Source organism: Shinella sp., from assembly GCF_049651085.1.
In the GTDB taxonomy this organism is placed as follows: domain Bacteria; phylum Pseudomonadota; class Alphaproteobacteria; order Rhizobiales; family Rhizobiaceae; genus Shinella.
Window position 1 is genome coordinate 111,100 of sequence record NZ_JBASBL010000007.1, and the last position, 20,697, is coordinate 131,796.

21 protein-coding genes, 1 tRNA gene and 1 riboswitch are annotated in these 20,697 nt (G+C 64.5%); of the genes, 10 read left to right on the forward strand and 12 right to left on the reverse strand.

Annotated elements, in window-relative coordinates:
- Nucleotides 1-45: 45 nt before the first annotated feature.
- Complete coding sequence (locus tag WA950_RS03795; RefSeq protein WP_424550349.1) at nt 46-390, reverse strand: hypothetical protein; 345 nt, start codon at nt 388-390, stop codon at nt 46-48.
- A 504-nt stretch (nt 391-894) separates the two neighbouring features.
- On the opposite strand from WA950_RS03795, the gene WA950_RS03800 reads away from it, so the two are divergent.
- A complete protein-coding gene (locus WA950_RS03800; RefSeq protein ID WP_424550350.1) occupies nt 895-1,209 on the forward strand; it encodes a hypothetical protein in 315 nt (104 codons plus the stop codon).
- Between the two features lie 44 nt (nt 1,210-1,253).
- Here WA950_RS03800 and WA950_RS03805 read toward each other — a convergent pair whose 3' ends face one another.
- Together WA950_RS03805 and WA950_RS03810 are read right to left on the reverse strand one after the other, a co-directional pair.
- The gene (locus WA950_RS03805; protein ID WP_424550351.1) at nt 1,254-1,526 is read right to left on the reverse strand and encodes a hypothetical protein; all 273 of its coding nucleotides are present in this window, start codon (nt 1,524-1,526) and stop codon (nt 1,254-1,256) included.
- Nucleotides 1,527-1,755: 229 nt separating this feature from the next.
- Nucleotides 1,756-1,832 (reverse strand) — tRNA-Pro (locus WA950_RS03810).
- Nucleotides 1,833-1,992: 160 nt separating this feature from the next.
- On the opposite strand from WA950_RS03810, the gene WA950_RS03815 reads away from it, so the two are divergent.
- Entirely contained in the window at nt 1,993-2,505 is a 513-nt protein-coding gene (locus WA950_RS03815; protein ID WP_424550352.1) for an MgtC/SapB family protein, read from the forward strand.
- 168 nt (nt 2,506-2,673) lie between these two features.
- Complete coding sequence (locus WA950_RS03820; RefSeq protein WP_424550353.1) at nt 2,674-3,636, forward strand: bile acid:sodium symporter family protein; 963 nt, start codon at nt 2,674-2,676, stop codon at nt 3,634-3,636.
- A gap of 245 nt (nt 3,637-3,881) precedes the next feature.
- On the opposite strand, the gene cysN is transcribed toward WA950_RS03820, so the two are convergent.
- Genes cysN through WA950_RS03835 form a run of 3 tightly spaced genes read right to left on the reverse strand, consistent with a single transcriptional unit; the run spans nt 3,882 to nt 7,112 of the window.
- On the reverse strand, nt 3,882-5,357 hold the full coding sequence (cysN, locus tag WA950_RS03825; protein ID WP_424550354.1) for a sulfate adenylyltransferase subunit CysN: 1,476 nt from the start codon (nt 5,355-5,357) through the stop codon (nt 3,882-3,884).
- A 1-nt stretch (nt 5,358) separates the two neighbouring features.
- Nucleotides 5,359-6,312, reverse strand: a complete 954-nt coding sequence (gene cysD / locus WA950_RS03830) for a sulfate adenylyltransferase subunit CysD (protein WP_424550355.1) — start codon at nt 6,310-6,312, stop codon at nt 5,359-5,361.
- Nucleotides 6,313-6,359: 47 nt separating this feature from the next.
- Nucleotides 6,360-7,112 carry a phosphoadenylyl-sulfate reductase gene (locus WA950_RS03835; RefSeq protein ID WP_424550356.1) on the reverse strand — a complete coding sequence of 251 codons (753 nt, stop codon included), beginning with the start codon at nt 7,110-7,112 and terminating at the stop codon, nt 6,360-6,362.
- Between the two features lie 288 nt (nt 7,113-7,400).
- Here WA950_RS03835 and WA950_RS03840 point away from each other — a divergent pair, with 288 nt between their 5' ends.
- Nucleotides 7,401-7,775 carry a DUF6152 family protein gene (locus WA950_RS03840; RefSeq protein WP_424550534.1) on the forward strand — a complete coding sequence of 125 codons (375 nt, stop codon included), beginning with the start codon at nt 7,401-7,403 and terminating at the stop codon, nt 7,773-7,775.
- A gap of 10 nt (nt 7,776-7,785) precedes the next feature.
- On the forward strand, nt 7,786-8,256 hold the full coding sequence (locus WA950_RS03845) for a DUF2214 domain-containing protein (RefSeq protein ID WP_424550357.1): 471 nt from the start codon (nt 7,786-7,788) through the stop codon (nt 8,254-8,256).
- Between the two features lie 106 nt (nt 8,257-8,362).
- Here the strand turns inward: WA950_RS03845 and betA are convergent, their stop codons facing one another.
- Genes betA through betI form a run of 4 tightly spaced genes read right to left on the reverse strand, consistent with a single transcriptional unit; the run spans nt 8,363 to nt 13,741 of the window.
- A complete protein-coding gene (gene betA, locus WA950_RS03850) occupies nt 8,363-10,015 on the reverse strand; it encodes a choline dehydrogenase (RefSeq protein ID WP_424550358.1) in 1,653 nt (550 codons plus the stop codon).
- Nucleotides 10,016-10,069: 54 nt separating this feature from the next.
- Nucleotides 10,070-11,533, reverse strand: a complete 1,464-nt coding sequence (betB, locus tag WA950_RS03855; RefSeq protein WP_424550359.1) for a betaine-aldehyde dehydrogenase — start codon at nt 11,531-11,533, stop codon at nt 10,070-10,072.
- A gap of 1 nt (nt 11,534) precedes the next feature.
- Entirely contained in the window at nt 11,535-13,064 is a 1,530-nt protein-coding gene (gene betC / locus WA950_RS03860; protein WP_424550360.1) for a choline-sulfatase, read from the reverse strand.
- Between the two features lie 41 nt (nt 13,065-13,105).
- A complete protein-coding gene (betI, locus tag WA950_RS03865) occupies nt 13,106-13,741 on the reverse strand; it encodes a transcriptional regulator BetI (protein ID WP_424550361.1) in 636 nt (211 codons plus the stop codon).
- Nucleotides 13,742-13,910: 169 nt separating this feature from the next.
- Between betI and WA950_RS03870 the strand changes: the two genes are divergently transcribed.
- From WA950_RS03870 to WA950_RS03890, 5 genes are all read left to right on the forward strand, one after another.
- Nucleotides 13,911-14,441: an HdeD family acid-resistance protein gene (locus WA950_RS03870; RefSeq protein ID WP_424550362.1), complete on the forward strand. Its 531-nt coding sequence runs from the start codon at nt 13,911-13,913 to the stop codon at nt 14,439-14,441.
- Between the two features lie 125 nt (nt 14,442-14,566).
- A riboswitch (Fluoride riboswitch) is annotated at nt 14,567-14,630 on the forward strand.
- 102 nt (nt 14,631-14,732) lie between these two features.
- Nucleotides 14,733-15,122 carry a fluoride efflux transporter CrcB gene (crcB, locus tag WA950_RS03875; protein WP_424550363.1) on the forward strand — a complete coding sequence of 130 codons (390 nt, stop codon included), beginning with the start codon at nt 14,733-14,735 and terminating at the stop codon, nt 15,120-15,122.
- Nucleotides 15,119-15,556, forward strand: a complete 438-nt coding sequence (locus tag WA950_RS03880; RefSeq protein ID WP_424550364.1) for an EamA family transporter — start codon at nt 15,119-15,121, stop codon at nt 15,554-15,556. The genes crcB and WA950_RS03880 overlap by 4 nt, the downstream gene beginning before the upstream one ends.
- Nucleotides 15,557-15,678: 122 nt before the next feature.
- Complete coding sequence (locus tag WA950_RS03885; protein ID WP_424550365.1) at nt 15,679-17,469, forward strand: EAL domain-containing protein; 1,791 nt, start codon at nt 15,679-15,681, stop codon at nt 17,467-17,469.
- A 95-nt stretch (nt 17,470-17,564) separates the two neighbouring features.
- On the forward strand, nt 17,565-18,566 hold the full coding sequence (locus tag WA950_RS03890) for an NAD(P)H-quinone oxidoreductase (protein WP_424550366.1): 1,002 nt from the start codon (nt 17,565-17,567) through the stop codon (nt 18,564-18,566).
- Nucleotides 18,567-18,582: 16 nt separating this feature from the next.
- Here WA950_RS03890 and WA950_RS03895 read toward each other — a convergent pair whose 3' ends face one another.
- Nucleotides 18,583-20,019 (reverse strand): MFS transporter, encoded by a 1,437-nt coding sequence (locus WA950_RS03895; protein ID WP_424550367.1) that lies wholly within the window; start codon nt 20,017-20,019, stop codon nt 18,583-18,585.
- 114 nt (nt 20,020-20,133) lie between these two features.
- Entirely contained in the window at nt 20,134-20,592 is a 459-nt protein-coding gene (locus WA950_RS03900; RefSeq protein ID WP_424550368.1) for a carboxymuconolactone decarboxylase family protein, read from the reverse strand.
- Nucleotides 20,593-20,697 lie beyond the last annotated feature (105 nt).

Sequence of the window (20,697 nt, forward strand, 5' to 3'; positions counted from 1 at the left end):
ATGCGTTGCCGCACGGCCCTTCGAACGATCGGTCTCAGCCGGCGATCACTTTGCTTCGCCGGCGGCGTCCAGAACCTTTTCACAATGGGTCGGGCCGCCCTTCGGATCGACGCGGTCGCCGACAGCGCGGATGTTGTTGATGCGGTAGGCCTCGTTGACAGTCAGTTCGACCGTACAGGACTTGCCCTTCACGAAACCGCCGCGCCACTTGTAGAGCGTCGTGCCGCCCGCGCTGGCCGTGTCGGAGACCGGCGGACCGTAGGCTGCGAAGAAGCTGCCGGCAGTCTTGCCGTTCCAGCGCGCCTGCAGCGGATTGGAAGCGATGGTGGCGGTGGTGCATGCGGTGAGGGCAAGCGCGAGACCTGCCAGGATTGCAATGCGGGACGTCATGGGTGCGATTTCCTCGGATTTCGTGCGCCATGCTCCGGCGACTCGGAGCTTGGAGCTTCGATTCGCCATAGCGCAGCTCGCGTAAAAGGGGAATTGCCGCCGCGCCGACTTTGCAACCGTCCCTATCGAAGGGTCGGGAAACTTGCGGATTTGCAACAGTTCGCGGGCCCCGCCGCACGCGCCGGCTCGTTGAATACTTCCTTTACTATTGTATCCGACAATATTCCCGCATGGCGTGTGCGGTGGCGAGGAGACTCGAAATGGCAGTACGGACAGAAAAGCAAAAGGCCTATGACCGGACCCTCATGCGGTTCGCTCTGGCAACGCTGGCCAGCCTGCTCGCTCTGGCGATTCCGCCGCTGATGTTCCTGATCTGACGGCAAGGGCGGTCATCGGCAAGCATGCCACCCGCCGTTGACGGGGCAGGCGATCGAATACTTTCGCCCTTTCATCCGTAAGTAATGACTGGAATGCAACCCGGTCGCTCATTTGTGGAGGGCAGATATGTCAAGCGCCGTGATCGTCAAAGTCTACAGTTCCGCAGTGCCGCCTGAATTGCTCGCGATGGTCCCTGTCTATATCGACAACGTGACGCCAGAGGATCGCGATCTGGTGGAGTTCGCCAAGTCGCAGCTTCAGACACGCATGTCATGTTCGGAAATTGACAGCTGCCGCTTCAAGATAGAACGGCCGCACGACGCACGGCCGCCAGAACCTGAACCAGAACCTGAACCCGCCCCGCATCGCGAAAGGCTCGCCTCGTCACGCAGCGTGGCAGGCTTGTCGTCGGCGGTCAGGTCCGCCAATCTTCAGCCATAGGCCTACGCGCTTCCGGCAGGTGGTCCTTCCAGATTGCGCGGCCGTCAATCGTCGATTGGCCCGTAGAGGCGCCGGCTCACGATCTCAAGCGATCGGTCCGGCAGGATCCGGTACACTTCCACATAATCCTGCCTCGTCGATGGATCGGAGACGTTGTGGCTGAACGTGCTGCCGATCGGAGCCTTTGTGAGCTTCGTGCGCGGCTGGCCGTTATAGGTGATGCTGCCCGGGATTGGCTCCAACCCGCCCGCAACGGCGGGAAGCGCCAAGAGAGCGGCGGTGAGGCCGATCAGAGAGGCCTTGAGGGCGTGCGACATGATGGTCTCCTTTCCTGTGCCACGCTAACCCGTAGCGTAGGGAGAGATTCCGACAGGGGGAAGACGTCGATCAAGCCGTTTTCCCCGCCTGCCGCGGATAGGCCCGGCCAGCCCGGATTTCCGGCAGGCAGCAGCAAGCGCGTTCCGACACGGTCGGCTTCAAATAAACTTGGATTTCTATGGTTTTTTTCGGGAAGTATCAAAGCCCCGAAAGTTGAGGCTTTTCCGCTGGTCGGAGTGGCAAGATTCGAACTTGCGACCCCCACGTCCCGAACGTGGTGCGCTACCAGACTGCGCTACACTCCGTGACCAGCGGCGCATCCTATAGAACAGGGTTTCCGTTTCGACAAGCGCAAAATATCAAAAAAATCCACTGGCTTGACGAAAATGCCGATGCGCCGGCAGAATTCTCGCATTCGTTCGCCTTCGAGCGGAACCGCTTCACGTTTCGCCCGTTTCCATCGCCATGGAACAGATCCTCGCCGATTTCTTTCCGAGAACCGAAGTGCCCTATCCGGTCATGCTTGCGCGCATGCTGGGCGCGATTCTGCTGGGCGCCGTTTTGGGCGCGGAGCGGGAATACCGGTCCCGGCCGGCGGGACTGAGAACGCACATCCTCGTGTCGCTTTCGGCCTGCGTCTTCTCGCTTCTTTCCATCGAGAGCGTGCACATGGCCGGCTTTTCCGACGAGCAGGTGCGCATTGATCCGTTGCGCGTGATCGAGGCGGTCACCTCCGGCGTCGCCTTCCTTGCCGCCGGGATGATCGTCTTTTCACGGGGCGAGGTGAAAGGGCTGACGACGGGGGCAGGCATGTGGCTGGCCGGCGCGGTCGGTCTTTCCGTCGGGCTCGGCTACTGGTTCGTCGCCGCCGTCGCCACCGCTGCTTGCTTCGTCGTGCTCTTCATCCTCGGCAAGATGGTTGTCCAGGGCGCGGAACGCGTTTCGGCCGAGGCCGCACCGCAGGACGGGAAGGATTGAAGCGCTGGCTGTCTTGCGAGGCTTTCCGATAGTTTCGTTGCATGCGCCCCAAGGAATGCAATCTTTCGGGGAAGAGGCATCGGGCGCAATTTTTCGCTAATTTTAGCGGGTTGAAATGCAGGGCCGCGAAGCGTAGGCCGTGCGCATGTCAACACGTGGAGTAAAACCGTGAAAGCCATTGCTTCTCTTTCCGCCTTCGTCGGAAAGACCTTCGCCCTCTGGGTCATCCTCTTTGCCGTTCTCGGCTTCATCCTGCCCGATACCTTCAAGCAACTGACGCCCTACATCGTTACGCTGCTCGGCATCATCATGTTCGGCATGGGCCTGACGCTCTCGCTGGACGATTTCAAGGAAGTGGCCAAGCGGCCGGTCGATGTCGGCATCGGCGTGGCGTCGCAGTTCCTGATCATGCCGCTGATCGCTGTCGCGCTCACCATGATCATCCCGATGTCGCCGGAAGTCGCCGCAGGTGTCATCCTCGTCGGCTGCTGCCCGGGCGGCACCTCGAGCAATGTCATGACCTACCTCTCCAAGGGCGACGTGGCGCTCAGCGTCGCCTGCACCAGCGTCACGACGCTGGCGGCCCCGATCGTCACGCCGTTTCTCGTCTGGCTCTTCGCCAGCCAGTTCCTGCCGGTCGATGCCATGGCCATGTTCATCAGCATCGTGAAGGTGATTCTCGTGCCGCTCGCTCTCGGCTTTCTGCTGCAGAAGCTGCTGCCCGGCGTCGTGAAGGCCGCCGTTCCGGCGCTGCCGCTCGTCAGCGTTGCGGGCATTGTGCTCATCGTTGCCGCCGTCGTCGGCGCCAGCAAGGGCGCCATTGCTACGTCCGGCCTGATGATCTTCGCCGTTGTCGTGCTGCACAACGGCATCGGCTACCTGCTTGGCTATTTCGCCGCCCGCGCCACCGGCCTTTCTGTCGCAAAGCGCAAGGCGATCGCCATCGAGGTCGGCATGCAGAACAGCGGCCTCGGCGCTGCGCTGGCGAACGCGCACTTCTCGCCGGTCGCGGCCGTGCCGAGCGCCATCTTCAGCGTCTGGCACAATATTTCCGGCGCGTTCCTGGCCAACTACTTCTCGCAGGTGCCGAACGGCGAGGAAGCCACCCGCGCCGAAGCGCCGGCCCGCTGATCGCAAGGGCGCTTCGGCGCCCTTCGTCGCCAACCGGCGATGGAACAAATCGCACCAGAGCACGTTTCCTGTCAGACAAGATTATGAAAGGAAAATGCGATGGCTCGGGCTTTGATCCTCTGGCTGATGGGCGTGCCGCTCTTCCTCGTGGTCCTGCTCTGGTACTTCTTCTTCTGAGCGGGATTCGGGGCTGCAAGTAAAAAGGGGCCTGAAGGCCCCTTTTTCATGTCTGCGGCAGCAAAATTCTATTCGTCCAGATCGGCCAGAAGTTCGAAGGCGCGGCCCGCGCTCGTGTGGCGCACGTCGACATCCTGGCGGCGGCTTGCGAAGAGTTCGCTCGCCATGATCCTTTCGGCGAGGTCCGCCGGCAGGGAGAGCAGCACGCGCTGGTCGTCCTTGTGGATGCCGCCAAGCTCCGAGCGGCGGCCGGTGATCATGCCGCCGGCCACCGTGTTGTTGGTGTCGGGATCGATCAGGATGAAGGCGCCGGTGGTGCGGTTCTGCTCGTAGGTGTCGAAGATCGCCTGCTCGTCGAAGGACAGGTGCACCTTGCCGATGCCGTTCATGCCGAGCTTTTCCGCCGCATTCCACTTCGAGGTTTTCAGGTCCAGCTGGCTGACCGGCTCGATGCTGACGCGCTGGCGGCGCGACCCGCTCTTCAGCCAGTAGCGCTTGCCCGGTTCGATGCCTTCCGGCTGGAGGGCGACGAGCTGGGCGTCAAAGCCCCGGCCGGTCATGGGCTGGCTGTCGATGGCGACGATCATGTCGCCGCGCGCCACATCCACCTGCCGGTCGAGCACGAGCGTGACGGCATCGCCGGCGACGGCCGCGTTGCGCACGAGGTCGAAGGTAACGATCTTGCTGACATTGGCCACCATGCCGGAGGGCAGCACGACGACCGAATCGCCCGGCTTCACCGAGCCGCCGGCGACCGTGCCCTGATAGCCGCGGAAACTCTCGCCGGGGCGCGAGACGCGCTGCACCGGCAGGCGGAAGCCGACCGTCTGGTTCGAGCGGGTCGTCGCCTTTTCCAGCGTCTCGACCAGCGTCGGGCCGTCATACCAGGGCATGGCTGCGCGGCCGTCATAGACGACGTTCTCGCCCTTCAGCGCCGAGATCGGGATGGCGGTGATCTGCTTGACGCCGAGCGTCAGGGCGAATTCCTTGAAATCGTGCACGATCTCGATGAAGCGGGCGCGGTCGTAGTTCGTCAGGTCGATCTTGTTGACCGCGAGCACGAACTGGCGGATGCCCATCAGCGTGGCGATGGTGGCGTGGCGGCGCGTCTGCTCGAGAATGCCGGTGCGGGCATCGACCAGAAGCACGGCAAGGTCCGCCGTTGAAGCGCCGGTCGCCATGTTGCGGGTATATTGCTCGTGGCCGGGCGTGTCGGCGACGATGAAGGAGCGGCGATCCGTCGAGAAATAGCGGTAGGCGACGTCGATCGTGATGCCCTGTTCGCGTTCGGCCTGCAGGCCGTCGAGCAGCAGCCCGAAATCGGGCAGGCCGAGATCGTTCTGCTTGCCGCTGTCGCGGTGGAGCGTGGCGGCCTGGTCTTCCTTGACCGCCTTGGTGTCCCAGAGCAGGCGGCCGATCAGCGTCGACTTGCCGTCGTCGACAGAGCCGCAGGTGATGAGGCGAAGCGGGCGGGAATCGCGGATCGCGCGTGCGGGCTCTTCGACCGGCAGGACGGCTGCGGTTGCAGTGGCGGAAACGGTCATCTCAGAAATACCCTTCGCGTTTCTTCTTTTCCATGGAGCCGGACTGGTCGCGGTCGATCGCGCGGCCCTGGCGTTCGGAGACGGTGGCGGTCTCCAGCTCGGCGATGATGTCGTCGAGCGTGGTGGCGGAGGAGCGGATGGCGCCGGTCAGCGGGAAGCAGCCGAGCGTGCGGAAGCGGATGACGCCTTCCTGCTTCGTTTCGCCGGGCAGCAGTTCGAGGCGCGGATCCTCGGCCATGATCATCATGCCGTCGCGCTCGACATAGGGGCGCTTGTTCGCGAAGTAGAGCGGCACGATCGGGATGTCTTCGGCCTGGATGTAGCGCCAGATGTCCACCTCGGTCCAGTTGGAGAGCGGGAAGGCGCGCACGCTCTCGCCCTGGCGGATCATGCCGTTATAGACGTTCCACAGTTCCGGGCGCTGGTTGCGCGGGTCCCAGCGGTGGTCCGGCGTGCGGAACGAATAGATGCGCTCCTTGGCGCGCGAGGCTTCCTCGTCGCGCCGTGCGCCGCCGAAGGCCGCGTCGTACTTGCCGGCATCGAGCGCCTGGCGCAGCGCCTCGGTCTTCATGATGTCGGTATAGCGGGAAGAGCCGTGGGTGAAGGGCGTGACGTTTTCGTCCGCACCGCGCGGATTGATATATTCGATGAGGTCGAGATCGTAGTCGGCGACGATCCTGTCGCGGAAGGCGATCATCTCGGAAAATTTCCAGCCCGTGTTGACGTGCAGCAGCGGGAAGGGCACGCGGCCGGGATAGAAGGCCTTGCGCGCCAGATGCAGCAGGACGGAGGAGTCCTTGCCGACGGAATAGAGCATGACGGGACGCTCGAATTCGGCGGCGACTTCACGGAAGATGTGGATGGCCTCGTTTTCCAGCGCCTTCAGATGCGGATCGAGCGGGGGTTTCTGCGTCGCATTGTGCTTGGCTTCCGCTTCGGGACGGATATCGGACATTAAAACTCTACTCCGGATGGATCGCCTTGGGAGGGGCGGGGTGTCTGTCAGGCGGCGGTGGGGGCCGGGATGGGGGAGGCGGCGGCCTCGGCAACGTGCAGGCCGCATTCGCGCTTCTCGTCGTTCTCCCACCACCAGCGGCCGGCGCGCTCGGGCTCGCCCGGCTTGATGGCGCGCGTACAGGGCTCGCAGCCGATGGAGGGATAGCCGCGGCCATGCATCGGGTTTACCGGCACCGCATTGTCGGCCACATAGGCCTTGATGCGCTCGATGTCCCAGTCGGCCAGGGGGTTGATCTTGACGAGATTGCGATCGGCGTCGAACTCGGCAAAGGGCGTGTCGGCCCGGTTGCCGGACTGGCCGCGGCGAAGGCCGGTGATCCAGAAGGATGCCCCGTCGAGCGCGCGCGCAAGCGGCTTCAGCTTGCGCACGCCGCAACAGGCGTGGCGGGCCTCGACGCTCTCGTAGAAGCCGTTGAGGCCGTATTTTTCCGCATAGGCGTCGATATCGTCCTGAACCGGCGCATGGCGGGTGATGGATATGCCGTACTGGCCCTCGGTCTCGTCGATGAGATCGACGGTCTCCTTGAAGAGCCTGCCGGTCTCCAGCGTCACGACGTCGATGGCAAGTCGGTCGGTGCCGATGGCGGCGGTGATGACCTGGTCCTCGATGCCGAGGCTGGTGGTGAAGACGGTGCGCCCGCCAAGCCCGGCCACGAGCGCAAGCCGCCCGCCAAGGTCGAGGCTGGCGAGTTTGTCGTTCAGGGCCTCAGCAGCCCCGTTTCCGGTGAGAGCAGTCATGCCGTGTCGTGCCTTTGCGAGAATTTCCCGGATTATCGCAGGCCCGGCAAAGGGGAGACAGCAAAACGGATTTCCAAAGCCTCAGGCGCAAGAGCAAATATCTCTCCATCTTCGCCCGGCAGCAGAAATCCTGCCGCCGGGGAAGGCTTTGATATTATTCTACAAAAATAGTAGATTATTGCCATGCCGTGCCCGCGCGGACGCCGTTCAAAAATGCTTGAACGCTCTCGCCGGGCAGCAAGTGTATTCTATCTTCTCCAGGGTTTCAGGAAGGAGCATGTCATGCAGATCGCAGGAAAGATGCCCGCCCTTGCAGCCGCCATCGTTGTATTGACCGCTATCGCCGCTTTTGCCCATCATGGATGGGGTTGGGCGGAGGAGGAGCAGACGGAACTCACCGGCAAGGTCGTTTCCGTCGTGGTCGCGCCGCCGCATCCCTCGCTGGACGTCGAGGCCGCCGACGGTCTGTGGAAGATCGAACTCGGCAATCCGCGCCAGACGGAGCGGGCGGGTTTCGACGATATGTCGGCCAAACCCGGCGACGAGGTCGTGGTGCTCGGCAACCGCTCGCTGGACGCAAACGAGAAGCGCATGAAAGCCGTGCGCATCACGGTCGCCGGCAAGGTCTACGATATCTACCCGGAACGGATACGGACCAACTGACGAGGCCGGGATGGAGGCGCTCGCCTGGCTCGCTGCAACGCCTGTCGCCGTCGCCCTGAAGGGGTCGGCGACGCTCTATCTCGCCGTGAATGCCGCGCATATCCTGGCGATCGGCCTCATCGTCGGCGCCATCGTGCCGCTCGATCTGCGGCTGCTCGGAGTTGTCCGATCGGCGCCCATCGCGGCCATCGGTCCGCTCCTGTCGCGCAGCGCGGCCGTCGGCGTCGCACTGGCGATCCTCACCGGCCTCTGTCTCTTCTCCGTCCGCCCGCAGGAATATGCCGGCAATCCCGCCTTCCTGGCGAAAGTGTCGCTTGTCTCCCTGGGCATTGCCAACGCCCTGCTCCTGCACCTTGGCGGCGGTTGGCGCACGGCGCTGGAAACGAGCACGATCAGCCCGGTGCTGCGGGTGCAGGCGCTATTGTCATTAGCGGTCTGGATCGGCGCCCTGCTAGCCGGGCGCTGGATCGCCTTCATCTGACGTCGGGGGTGGATGCCCCCCGACGTTCGCCCCACGGACCCTCCTCGTCGATGACGAGGCCGGAAATATCGGGCTGGGTCCGTGGGATTCCCTATGGTCCGAATTTCTACCGGTCGCTCACCGCGGCGCGGGGGTTCGTCCAGGGCTCCTGGTTGGAGCGGGCCAGCGGCTGCTTGCCGAGAATGTGGTCCGCCGCCTTCTCGCCGGTCATGATCGACGGTGCATTGAGGTTGCCGTAGGTCACATGCGGGAAGATCGACGAATCGGCGACCCTGAGGCCATCGACGCCGATGACGCGGGTTTCCGGATCGACCACCGCCATCGGGTCGCTCGCCGCACCCATGCGGCAGGTGCCGCAGGGATGGTAGGCGCTTTCCAGATGCTCGCGCAGGAAGGCGTCGATCTGATCGTCCGTCTCGACACCTTCGCCCGGCTGGATTTCCGGCCCCCGGAAGTCGTCGAACGCCTTCTGGCCGAAGATTTCGCGGGTGAGGCGCACGCAGTGGCGGAACTTCACCCAATCTTCCTCGTGGCTCATATAGTTGAAGCGGATGACCGGATCGGCCATCGGGTCGGACGAGCGCAGGGTCACGTTGCCGCGCGACTTCGACAGGTTGTAGCCGACATGCACCTGGAAGCCGTGGCTCTTGGCCGCCGCCTTGCCGTCATAGGAAATGGCGACGGGCAGGAAGTGATACTGGATATCGGGCTGCTTCAGCCCCGGCGCCGAGCGCAGGAACGCGCAGGCCTCGAACTGGTTGGAAGCGCCAAGCCCGCCCTTGGAAAGCAGCCATTGCGCGCCCGCCACGCCCTGCCAGAACCACGGCAGCCAGGAATACAGCGAGACCGGCTTGGTGGAGATCTGCTGGAAATAGAACTCCATGTGGTCCTGAAGGTTGGCGCCGACGCCCGGCCGGTCGACCTTCACCTCGATGCCCATGTCCTTGAGGTGCTGCGCCGGGCCGATGCCGGACAGCATCAGGAGCTTCGGCGAGTTGAAGGAGGAGGCCGAGACGATCACCTCGCGGTTCGCCTTCACCACCTCGACCTTGCCGTTCCGCTCGATCTCGACGCCGACCGCGCGACCGTTTTCGATAACGACCTTGCGGGCGAAGCAGCGCACCAGCGAAACGTTCTGGCGCTTCATGGCGGGGCGCATATACGCGTTGGCCGCCGACCAGCGCCGGCCGTTGTGGATCGTCTGCTCCATCAGGCCGAAACCTTCCTGCTTGGAGCCGTTGTAATCGTCCGTCAACTCGAAGCCTGCCTGCTGGCCTGCCTGGATGAAGGCGTGGAAGAGCGGGTTCGTCACCGGCCCGCGCCGCACATGCATCGGCCCGTCCGTGCCGCGCCAGCCAGCTTCGCCGCCCTGCGAGGTCTCCATGCGCTTGTAGTAAGGCAGCACGTCCGCATAGGCCCAGCCGCGCGCGCCAAGCTCTTCCCAGCGGTTGAAGTCCTCCGCATGGCCGCGCACATAGACGAGCCCGTTGATCGAGGACGAGCCGCCGAGCACTTTTCCGCGCGGCGCGGTGATGCGCCGGTTGTTGAGGTTCGGCTCGGGTTCGGAGAGGTAGCCCCAGTTGTAGCGCTTCATGCTCATCGGCCAGGCAAGCGCCGCCGGCATCTGGATGAACGGCCCGATATCCGAGCCGCCATATTCCAGCACCATGACCGTATGCTTGCCGTCCTCCGAAAGCCGGTAGGCCAGCGCCGAGCCTGCGGAGCCCGATCCGACGATGATGTAGTCTGCGTTCTGCATGGCGGTCCCCAGCCCGTTTTTCTTCATGCGCCCATCGTCAGGACGGGCGAAACCTCAGTAAGGCGCCTCGACCTTGCCCATCGAGACGTACACCGTCTTCAGCTCGGAATAGTGCTCCAGCGCGGCCAGCGAGTTCTCGCGGCCGAAGCCTGACTGCTTGGAGCCGCCGAAGGGAATCTCGACCGGTGCAAGATTGTAGGTGTTGATCCACAGCGTGCCGGCTTCCAGCTGGTCGACGACGCGGTGCGCCCGGGTGATGTCGGTGGTGAAGACGCCGCCCGACAGGCCGAATTCCGTGGCATTGCCGCGCGCGATCACCTCGTCCTCGTTGTCGAAGTCGAGCACGCACATGACCGGCCCGAAGATCTCTTCGCGCGCGATGGTCATCTCGTCGGTGACATCGGCAAAGACGGTCGGCTGGATATAGTAGCCTTCGCCCGAAACGTCGTTCGGAATGCCGCCGCCGGTGATGAGCGTTGCGCCTTCCGCCTTGCCCTTCTCGATATAGTCGAGAACCTTGTCGCGCTGTGCTTTCGAGACCATCGGTCCGAGCTGCGTCGCCTCTTCCATCGGGTCGCCGATCAGGATCTTTTCCGTGCGCTCCTTGAGGCGGGACAGGAACCGGTCCTTGATGCCCTTCTGCACGAAGACGCGGGTGCCGTTGGAGCAGACCTGTCCGGTCGAATAGAAGTTGCCGAGCATCGCGCCGCCGATGGCGCTTTCGAGGTCGGCGTCGTCGAACACGATGAGCGGCGACTTGCCGCCAAGTTCCATCGTCACATGCTTGAGATCGGAGGCGGCGGCGCCCGCCACCTTCTTGCCCGTCGGCACGGAGCCGGTCAGCGACACCTTGGCGACATCGGGATGGTTGACGAGCAGCGGCCCGGTCGTGCGATCCCCCTGGATGACGTTGTAGAGGCCCTTCGGCAGGCCGGCTTCATGGAGGATCTCCGCGATCTTCAGCGCGCCGAGCGGCGTGTTTTCCGAAGGCTTGAAGACCATGGCATTGCCGCAGATGAGGGCAGGCGCGCCCTTCCAGCAGGCGATCTGCTGCGGGTAGTTCCATGCGCCGATGCCGACGCACACGCCGAGCGGTACGCGCTTGGTGAAGGCGAAATCGCCCCCGAGCGGGATATAGTCGCCGTTGAGCCCTGCCGCCGCTATGCCGCCGAAGAATTCGAAGGCGTCCGCGCCGGAGGTCGGGTCGGCGACGATGGTCTCCTGGATCGGCTTGCCGGTATCGAGCGTTTCGAGTTCCGAAAGCTCGCGGTTGCGCTCGCGCATGATGTCGGCGGCGCGCTTGAGGATGCGGCCACGCGCCGTCGGGCTCATCGCCGCCCATTCCTTCTGTGCGCGCTTGGCCGAGGCGATCGCCTTCTCGACGATGGCGGGTGTTGCGGCATGGAGCTTCGCGATCACCTCGCCGGTGGCGGGGTAGAGGCTCTCGAACGGCGCGCCGGCAACGTCTTCGACATATTCGCCGTCTATGAAATGCGAGGCTTTCGGTTGGGCTCTCATCTTATTCTCCCCGCGGGTAGCGTTTGGATTCCTCGAGATTGTCGAGGTTCATGTGGTTGCGCATGTAGCGTTCGGATGCCTTTTGCAGCGGCTGGTGGTCCCATGGATAGTAGGCACCGTTGCGCAGCGCCTCATAGACCACCCAGCGCCGCGCCTGGCTCTCGCGCACGGCTTCGTCGAAGGCGGCCATGTCCCAGCGCGCCTCGCGCATCTGTCTAAAGGCCTCTAGCGTCGCCTTGATGACCGGGTTTTCCGAGGTCGCGAGATTGGTCAGCTCCAGCGGATCGGTTTCGAGGTCGTAGAGCTGTTCCGGGTCGAGTTCGCAGTGGATGTATTTCCACTTGCCCTCGCGGATGCCGACGAGCGGCGCATAGGAGGCTTCCGCCGCATATTCCATCAGCACGGGCGTGGTGCGCTCGGCGCCGTCGATGACGGGCAGGAGGCTTTCGCCGTCCGTCCATGGCATCACCTCGTCCATGGAAATGCCGGCAAGGTCGCAGAGCGTCGGCGTCACGTCGAGATTGGAGACGGGCGCGAGATGCAGGCCGGGCGTCACCCCGGGGCCGGATATCATCAGCGGCACGCGTGCCGAGCCCTCGAAGAAGTTCATCTTGAACCAGAGGCCTCGCTCGCCGAGCATGTCGCCATGGTCCGAGCAGAACAGGATCAGCGTGTCGTCCAGCATGCGCGTTCGGGTCAGTGTATCGACCAGTTCGCCGACCTTCTCGTCGAGATAGGAGATGTTGGCGAAATAGGCCTGGCGCGAGCGGCGCACGTCCTCGCCGCTGATCGCGAAGGCGGGGTAGTCGCAGGAATGCAGGATGCGGGCGGAATGGGGGTCCTGTTCCTCCAGCATGCCGACCTCCGGCATCAGGTGTTCGCAATCCTCGTAGAGATCCCAGAACCTGCGGCGCGCCACATAGGGGTCATGCGGATGGGTGAAGGAGACTGTGAGGCACCAGGGGCGGCGGTACTGGTCGTCGTTTTCGCGCGCGAGCTGGTAGAGCTTCTGGCCGGCGAGGAAGGCGACCTCGTCGTCATATTCCATCTGGTTGGTGATTTCGGCGACGCCCGCGCCTTTCACCGAACCCATATTGTGATACCACCAGTCGATGCGCTCGCCGGGCTTGCGATAGTCCGGCGTCCAGCCGAAATCGGCCGGGTAGATATCGGTGGTCAGTCGCTCCTCGAAACCGTGCAACTGGTCCGGCCCGACGAAATGCATCTTGCCCGACAGCGCGGTGTAGTAGCCGGCGCGGCGCAAGTGATGCGCGAAGGTGGGGATGGAGGAAACGTATTCGGCGGCGTTGTCATAGACCCGCGTGCGGCTCGGCAGCTGCCCGGCCATGAAGGAGGCGCGGGCGGGGGCGCAGAGCGGCGAGGACGTATAGTTGTTGCGAAACCGCGCCGAGCGCGCGGCCAGCGCCTTCATATGCGGCGCATGCAGCCAGTCCGCCGGCCCGTCCGGGAAGAATTTCCCGTTGAGCTGGTCGACCATGATGATCAGGATGTTCGGTTTGCTGGCGGTCACGGAGCAGTCCTTGAAAGGCAGGGGAGCGGCATCTGGATGTTCTACGCCTCCCGTGCGACGGGTGATCGCCGGGCTGCGGCGGCGGAGGAAGCGCCTGCGACAGCGGCAAGCTGGGCAGTCAGGTAGCGTTCCGTCAGTGCGATGGAGGATTCGATGCTGACGGGCGCGGATTTCAGCGCCTGGCGCAGGTATAGGCCATCGATCATCGCCGCTGCGCCGTCGGCGATCTGCGCCGCATACCCGGCGGGGCAGAGCAGCCTGAGGCTCGACAGCAGGTTGGAATTGAGCCGCCGCGCATAGACGACGAGGAGCCGCCGCACCGCTTCCGAGCGCTGCGCCTCGGAATAGAAGGCGAGCCAGGCGGCGACCGTTTCCGGCGCGAACTGGTGCGCCTGGAAATTGACGCGGATGATCGCCGAAAGCTTTTCGCGCGGTGTGGCGGCGGCCTTCAGCGCGGTTACCGCATCCTGGCGCAACTGGCGCAGCAGGCTGCGGATCGTCTCGATGACGAGCTGCTCCTTGGAGCCGAAATAGTGATGGGCGAGGGCAGGCGAGACGCCGGCATGGCGGGCGATTTCCGACATGGTGACGGTCAGCGAGCCGTGATCGCCGACCGCCCGCAGCGTCGCGTCCACCAGCGCCTTGCGGCGCACCGGCTCCATCCCGACCTTCGGCATTCCATCCTCCAGAGTTGCGGCAAGGGTATTTTTAATTGAGTGATCAATCAATAAAAATCTTGCACATTCGGACGCCCGCAATCAGATGTCGCAAGAGCAATCGTTTCTGTGCTAACCTACCTTTGTTTTCATTCAATTTTCGAGGTGTGTAATGGTCCTCTCTCCCGGAATGAACCCTCTCTCGGAGGTCCGCGCCAAATGGGGCTGGTTCGTCGCCCTCGGCGTCGTCCTGCTCGTCTTCGGCGGCATCGCGGCGGCCAACCTGTTCATGGCGACGGTCGCCTCGGTCTATTATGTCGGCATGTTGATGATCGTCGGCGGCGCGGTGCATCTGGCGCATGCCTTCCAGGTCAAGGCCTGGCGGGAGACGATCGCCTGGGCGCTGAGCGCGCTGCTCTATCTTGCGGCCGGGGTGCTCGCTTTCGTCAATCCGGTGCTGACCTCGGCCGTGCTGACCCTCCTGATGGCGGCGGCCCTCCTGGTTGCCGGTGTCTTCCGCATCTTCGCCGCCTGGCGCGTCCGGCCGGAAAAGGGCTGGGGCTGGCTGATGGCCGGCGGTATCGTCACGGCGCTCGCCGGGGTGGTCTTCCTCATCGGCTGGCCGGTGAACAGCCTCTGGCTGCTCGGTCTCTTCCTCGCCTTCGACCTTGCCATGCAGGGCTGGGCGCTGATCGCCTTCGGCCTGGCGCTGCGCAAGTAGCCACCGGCCTCCGCCTCCCGCCGCACCGGCCCACGATGCCGGCGGGAGGTTTCCTCGCGTGTACCGGTCTCGAACGGCGGCGCCGAGCCGTTTGACAGGCACGGCATCAGCGCCTAGAAATCGCCTTGTGGGATGGGGATGGAGCTCCCCGACAACCGCCGTTCACCGGCTGATAGCTCCTGCCAGACCGGCCAAGGATGGCCGTCGACGGCGGGAGCATGTTTGGCGACCGCCCGAGGGCGGTTTTTTGTTGTCCGGATGTCGGATCGCTGAACCTTGAGGGCAACGGGCATGAACTATCTGATCGTCTTTCTCGGCGCGGGCATCGGCGGTGCCGGCCGCCATGGAGTGAACGTGCTGGCCGCGCGGCTCTTCGGCACGGCCTTTCCGGCCGGAACGCTCGTCATCAACGTGCTCGGCTGCCTGATGATCGGCATCGTGGCCGGCATCTTCGCCTTCCGCGGGCACCTGCCGCAGGAAATGCGCCTCTTCCTGACGACGGGCATCCTCGGCGGCTTCACCACATTCTCCGCTTTTTCGCTTGATGCGGCGCTGCTGTGGGAGCGTGGCGAGGCGGGGCTGGCGGCGCTTTATGTCGGCGGCTCGCTCGTCCTGTCGCTCGTCGCCGTGGCGGCCGGGCTTGCGTTGACACGGACAATGCTCGCAGGAGGTGTAGTGTGAAGGCGTTTTTGACATCCTGGCAGGGCTGGGCGCTCGGCTCTGCCGTCTTTGCCGCGCTCACGGCGATTTTCGCCAAGATCGGCATCACCGACGTCAATTCCGACTTCGCGACCTTCGTGCGCACCGTCGTCATCCTCGTCGCGATCGCCCTCATGCTGACGCTTGCCGGCAACTGGCAGGCGCCGGGTTCGGTGCCGGTGAAGAGCTGGGTTTTCCTCGTTCTCTCGGGCCTGGCGACCGGCGCCTCGTGGCTCTGCTATTTCCGCGCCCTGCAGATCGGCAAGGCCTCGCAGGTCGCGCCGGTCGACAAATTGAGCGTCGTGTTCGTGGCGGTCTTCGCCGCGCTCGTCCTCGGCGAGCAGCTTTCCACCGCTCACTGGATCGCCGTCCTGATGATCGGTGGGGGCGCCCTGCTGCTGGCGCTCCCAATATGAGAGATGTCTTTTTCAACTCCTTGTAGCCGTTGAGGTTTCATGGAACTGTCATACTAGCGAAACGGTTTCTTCAGGGATGACGGCGGACACTTCGCGGCAAAGTCCCCATGCCGGAGCCATGCATGTCCGCCGCCGAACTGCTTGCCCTCAGACGTTTCGGCGACGGCGAAATCGTCACCCTCGCCAAGCTGGTCATCGAAACCGCATTCCAGCCCATCGTGGAAGCGGCGACAGGCGTGGTGTTCGGCTACGAATCGCTGATGCGCGGCTTCGACCGGCTCGGCTTCCGCTCGCCGCTCGATCTCCTCGACCGGGCTCATGAAGCGGGTCAGCTTCTGGCGCTGGAGCATATGGTCAACAGCCGCGCCATTGCCGCCTTCGCGGCGCTGCCGGATTTCCGCTCGCGCACGCTCTTCGTCAATCTCGATTCCCGCCTCGTGCCCGAGGGCGCCGATCTCGTGGAACGGCTTGCCGGCTACCTTGCCCGCGCCGGCATACCGGCCTCATCCATCTGCTTCGAGATTTCCGAGCGTTTCGACAACGAAGCGCTGCCCGATTTCGCCGTGCTGGTGCGCAAGCTGCGCCTTGCAGGCTTCAAGCTCGCCATCGACGACTTCGGCGTCGGCCATAACGGCCTGAAACTGCTTTGCGACCACCCGGTCGACTATCTGAAGATCGATCGCCACTTCATTTCCGGCATGGAAGGAGATGCCCGCAAGCGCCATCTGGTGCGAAACACGGTCAATGCCGCCCATGTGCTCGGCACGCGGGTGATCGCCGAGGGCGTGGAGACCGAAGCGGAGTTCGTCGCCTGCCGCGAGGCGGGCTGCGATCTCGTGCAGGGCTGGTTCGTCTCCCGGCCGGTCACCGATTTTTCAGCGTTGAGCCCGGTCTATGCGCAGGTGACCCGCGCGGGCGGCACGCGCCGCAATTCCCGCTCGCTCGACAGCATCCTCATCCGCCGCGAGATCGAGCAGGTCGCGGTGCTGCGCGAGGACGACTGCCTGGAAGCGGTCTTCGAGTTCTTCCGCCGCGATCCCAAGCGCACCTTCTTCCCGGTGCTCAACGCCAATGACGAGCCGCGCGGCATCCTGCACGAATATCATGTGAAGGAGATGAGCTATCATCCGTTCGGCCGCGACCTGCTGAAGAACAGGCTCTACCAGAAGAGCCTGTCGCACTTCGTCACCGCCGCGCCGATCGCCGATCTCGATACGCCCGCAGAACAGCTTCTCGACGTCTTCACCGGCATGGGCGGCAATGAATGCGTGATCCTGACGGAGAACCTGCGCTATGCCGGCATCCTTTCGGCCTCCTCGCTGCTCAAGATCATCAACGAGAAACGGCTGAAGACGGCCGAGGACCAGAACCCGCTGACGGGGCTTCCCGGCAACCGCTCGATCCGCGACTACCTGCAGGACAAGGCCCTCGATGGCGATCAGCTCCGGTGCCTTTGCTATTTCGACTTCGACAATTTCAAGCCGTTCAACGATCACTACGGTTTCCACAAGGGCGACCTCGCGCTCTCGCTCTTCGCCTCGCTGATGCGCCGCGAATTCATCGGCGAGGATGTTTTCATCGGCCATGTCGGCGGGGACGATTTCTTTGCCGGCGTGTGCGGCCGGCCGGTGGAAGCGGTGCGCGAGACGCTGGAGCGCCTGCTTGCCGATTTCACCCGCGAGGTGCGCCTGCTCTATCTGCCGGAGGACCAGCTGGCCGGCGAAATCCGCGGCCACGACCGCTCCGGCAATGCGACGAGCTTTCCGCTGATGCGCTGCTCGGCCGTGGTGCTGGTCGTGCCGCAGGGCGAGGTGATCGGCGAGGCGGGGCAGATCAGCAGCCGGATCGCTGCCCTGAAGGCCGATGCCAAGGGCAGCGATCTCGGCATGGTGGTGTCCTCGACGCTGGACTGAGAGTTCAGCTTTTGCCCGGAACCGATTCAAAAGACTCGTGCTTTGGGCTAGAACCTGAGAATTAAGGTTCTACTTGAAGCGCGGGAAGGAAAGCCATGTCAGTTCCATCGTCCATGTCCCATGTCGGGCTCAGCGAACACGGCGGGCCGGACAATCTGGCGGTCACAACGGGCGAGACGCCGCAGGCGCGGGCCGGGGAAATCCTCGTGCGCGTCGAGGCGGCGGGCATCAACCGGCCGGATGTTCTCCAGCGCAAGGGCGAGTATCCGCCGCCGCCTGACGCCAGCCCCATCCTCGGCCTGGAAATTGCCGGCGAGGTCGTGGCGCTCGGCGAGGGCGTGCGTGACTACCGGATCGGCGACCGGGTCTGCGCGCTGGCCAATGGCGGCGGCTATGCGCAATATTGCGCCGTGCCCGCCACGCAGGCGCTGCCCATCCCGAAAGGCTATGACGCGGTGAAGGCGGCGGCGCTGCCGGAAACATTCTTCACCGTCTGGGCGAACCTCTTCATGATGGCGGGCTTGAAGCCGGGCGAAAGCGTGCTGATCCACGGCGGCTCCAGCGGTATCGGCACGACGGCCATCCAGCTTGCCGCCGCCCTCGGCGCGCGCGTCTTCACCACGGCCGGTTCGGCCGAGAAGTGCAAGGCCTGCCTCGACCTCGGCGCCAGCCGCGCCATCAACTACCGCAGTGAGGATTTCAGCGCGGTGATCGCGCAGGAGACCGGCAAGGCGGGCGTCGACGTCATCCTCGACATGATCGGCGCGGCCTATTTCGAGCGGAACCTCAAGTCGCTCGCCCGTGACGGGCGGCTGTCGATCATCGCCTTTCTCGGCGGCGCCGTAGCGGAAAAGGTGAACCTCGTGCCCATCATGCTGAAGCGCCTTCACATCACGGGCTCGGCGATGCGCCCGCGCACCGCGGCTGAAAAGCAGGCGATCCGTGACGAGCTTCTCGAAAAGGTCTGGCCGCTGCTGGAAGCGGGGCGCATCGCCCCGGTCATCCATGCGGTCATGCCCTATGGCGAGGCCGCCGCCGGCCACCGCATGATGGAAGAGGGCGATCATATCGGCAAGATCGTGCTGACCTTCGACTAGGGTATTTCCGGGCCGGTCAGTCCGCCCGCGCCGCCTTTTCGTTCGGAAGGGTGATGGCGAGCAGGATCGCCAGCGCCGCCGGAATGGCGAGCAGGGCATAGAGCCAGCGCGCTGCCGTCACCGCGCCCTCGGTGCCGCCGGGCTCCACGAGGCCGGTCGAATTGACGATGACGCCGGCAAGCGCCGCACCGAAGGCTGCGCCCAGCGCCTGCATGGTGGTGATCGCCGCCGAGGCCTTGTCCGTCTCTCCGCTCGGCGCAAGGTGCAGCACATGCGTCACGAGATGCGCCCAGCCCATGCCGATGCCGAAGCCCATCAGGAAGATGAAGACGGTGGCGAGCGTCAGCAGCATGAGGCTGCCGTCCGGGTTGTGCCGGGCGAGCGCGAAGACGAGGAGGGCGGTGGCGAGCGCCTCCAGCGCCGCGCCGGCGATGATGACCCGGTTCGCGCGCCGCCCCTTGAGGCCTGCCGTGGCGAAGGCCGCCGCCGTCCAGCCGAGCGCCAGCAGCGCCACGAGATAACCGGAGACGAGCGGCGTCACCATGTGCAACACCTGCAGGAAGTAGGGGATGTAGATGTCCGAGCAGACCGTCACCAGCAGCATCAGCATGATGAGATAGACGCGGGCGAGCGGCGAGGAGAGGCTGATCGTGCCGGCCGGCAGCAGCCGCGCCTCCGCCCGCCGTTCGATGGCGATGGTGACGATGACCGCAATGACGGCGGCGCAGGCCAGAGCCGCGCGCAGCGCCGGCGCGCTCACCGAGCTTGCGAAGGAAAGCGTGACGACCGCCGAGACGAGCAGCACGATCTGGAGGAAGGGCGTCTTCGTCGTCACCCGGTCGCCTTCGCCGGAGGGCAGCAGCTTCGGCGCGGAAACGGCCATGAGGATGGAGAGCGGAATGAGCAGCGCAAAGGCTTCGCGCCAGGCGCTGCCGGCCGCGAAGATGCCGCCGATCGTCGGCCCGAGGAAGGTCGCGATGCCCCAGGCGGCGGCATAGAGCGTCGAGGCCGTGCTCCACAGCGGTTCGGGATAGACGAAGCGGATGAAGGCATAGCCGAGCGCGACGAGGAAGCCGGCGCCAAGCCCCTGCACCGCCCGGCCGGCCAGCACCGTCTCCATGGTCGGCGCGATGGCGCAGACGAGGCTGCCGATGCCGAACAGCACCGCACCGACGACATAGCAGCGGTTGAGCGTCACGCACTCCGGCCGCACGGCCACGAAGGTGGACCCGAGCACCGAGGCCGCGACATAGATCGTCGTTGCCCAGGCAAAGAGCGACAGGCCGCCGATATCTCGCACGATCGAGGGCATCAGCGTCGCGGTGATATAGGTCTCCACCGCATGCAGCATGATGCCGCCGCCGAGCATCAGCGTCCCGAACAGATAGGCGCGGGAAAACAGGCTGGAAAGCCGCGGTGCGGCTTCCTTGGGGGTGGTGACACTCTCGGACATGGAAACGGGCCTTGATATGCGAAAAATATGGCGACAGACGTCGCATGGCCCCAAACGGAGCGCAAGCCACGACTTTTCACGCTGAAGGCGCGGCCCGGAGCCGCGCCTTTTGCGTCAGGGGGTCCACTCGCCTGCAACCTGCCGCGTCGCGACGTTGAAGCGGTTCCAGACGTTGATGGCGGCGATCTCGACGACGAGGCCGGCGAGGGCCTTTTCGTCATAGTGCCGTGCGGCCTCGTTCCAGATCGCATCCGGCACCGGTTCCTCGCGGTCGGCGATGCGTGTCAGCGCTTCCGTCAGCGCCAGCGCGGCGCGCTCAGCCTCCGTGTAGAACGGCGCTTCGCGCCAGGCGGCGACGGACAGGATGCGCCGGTCGCTCTCGCCGGCCTTCTTCATGATGCGCGGGTGGAGATCGACGCAGAAGCCGCAGCCATTGATCTGGCTTGCGCGCAGATGCACCAGGTGGGCGGTCTTTTCCGGCAGCTCCGTCTTTCGAGAAGCGCCCTGAAGCGCGCCCATCGCGGCCATGACGTCGGGAAGGACGCTAACGATATTGGTCATACGGGATTGCATTTTCTGGCTCCTTGCCTTGATTTTCGCTTCGACGCTTGCGAGCCCTGTCACACCGGTGCGGCTTCGTTCGTCATGGTCTTGACGCCACGGAGCGAAGGAGTGTGA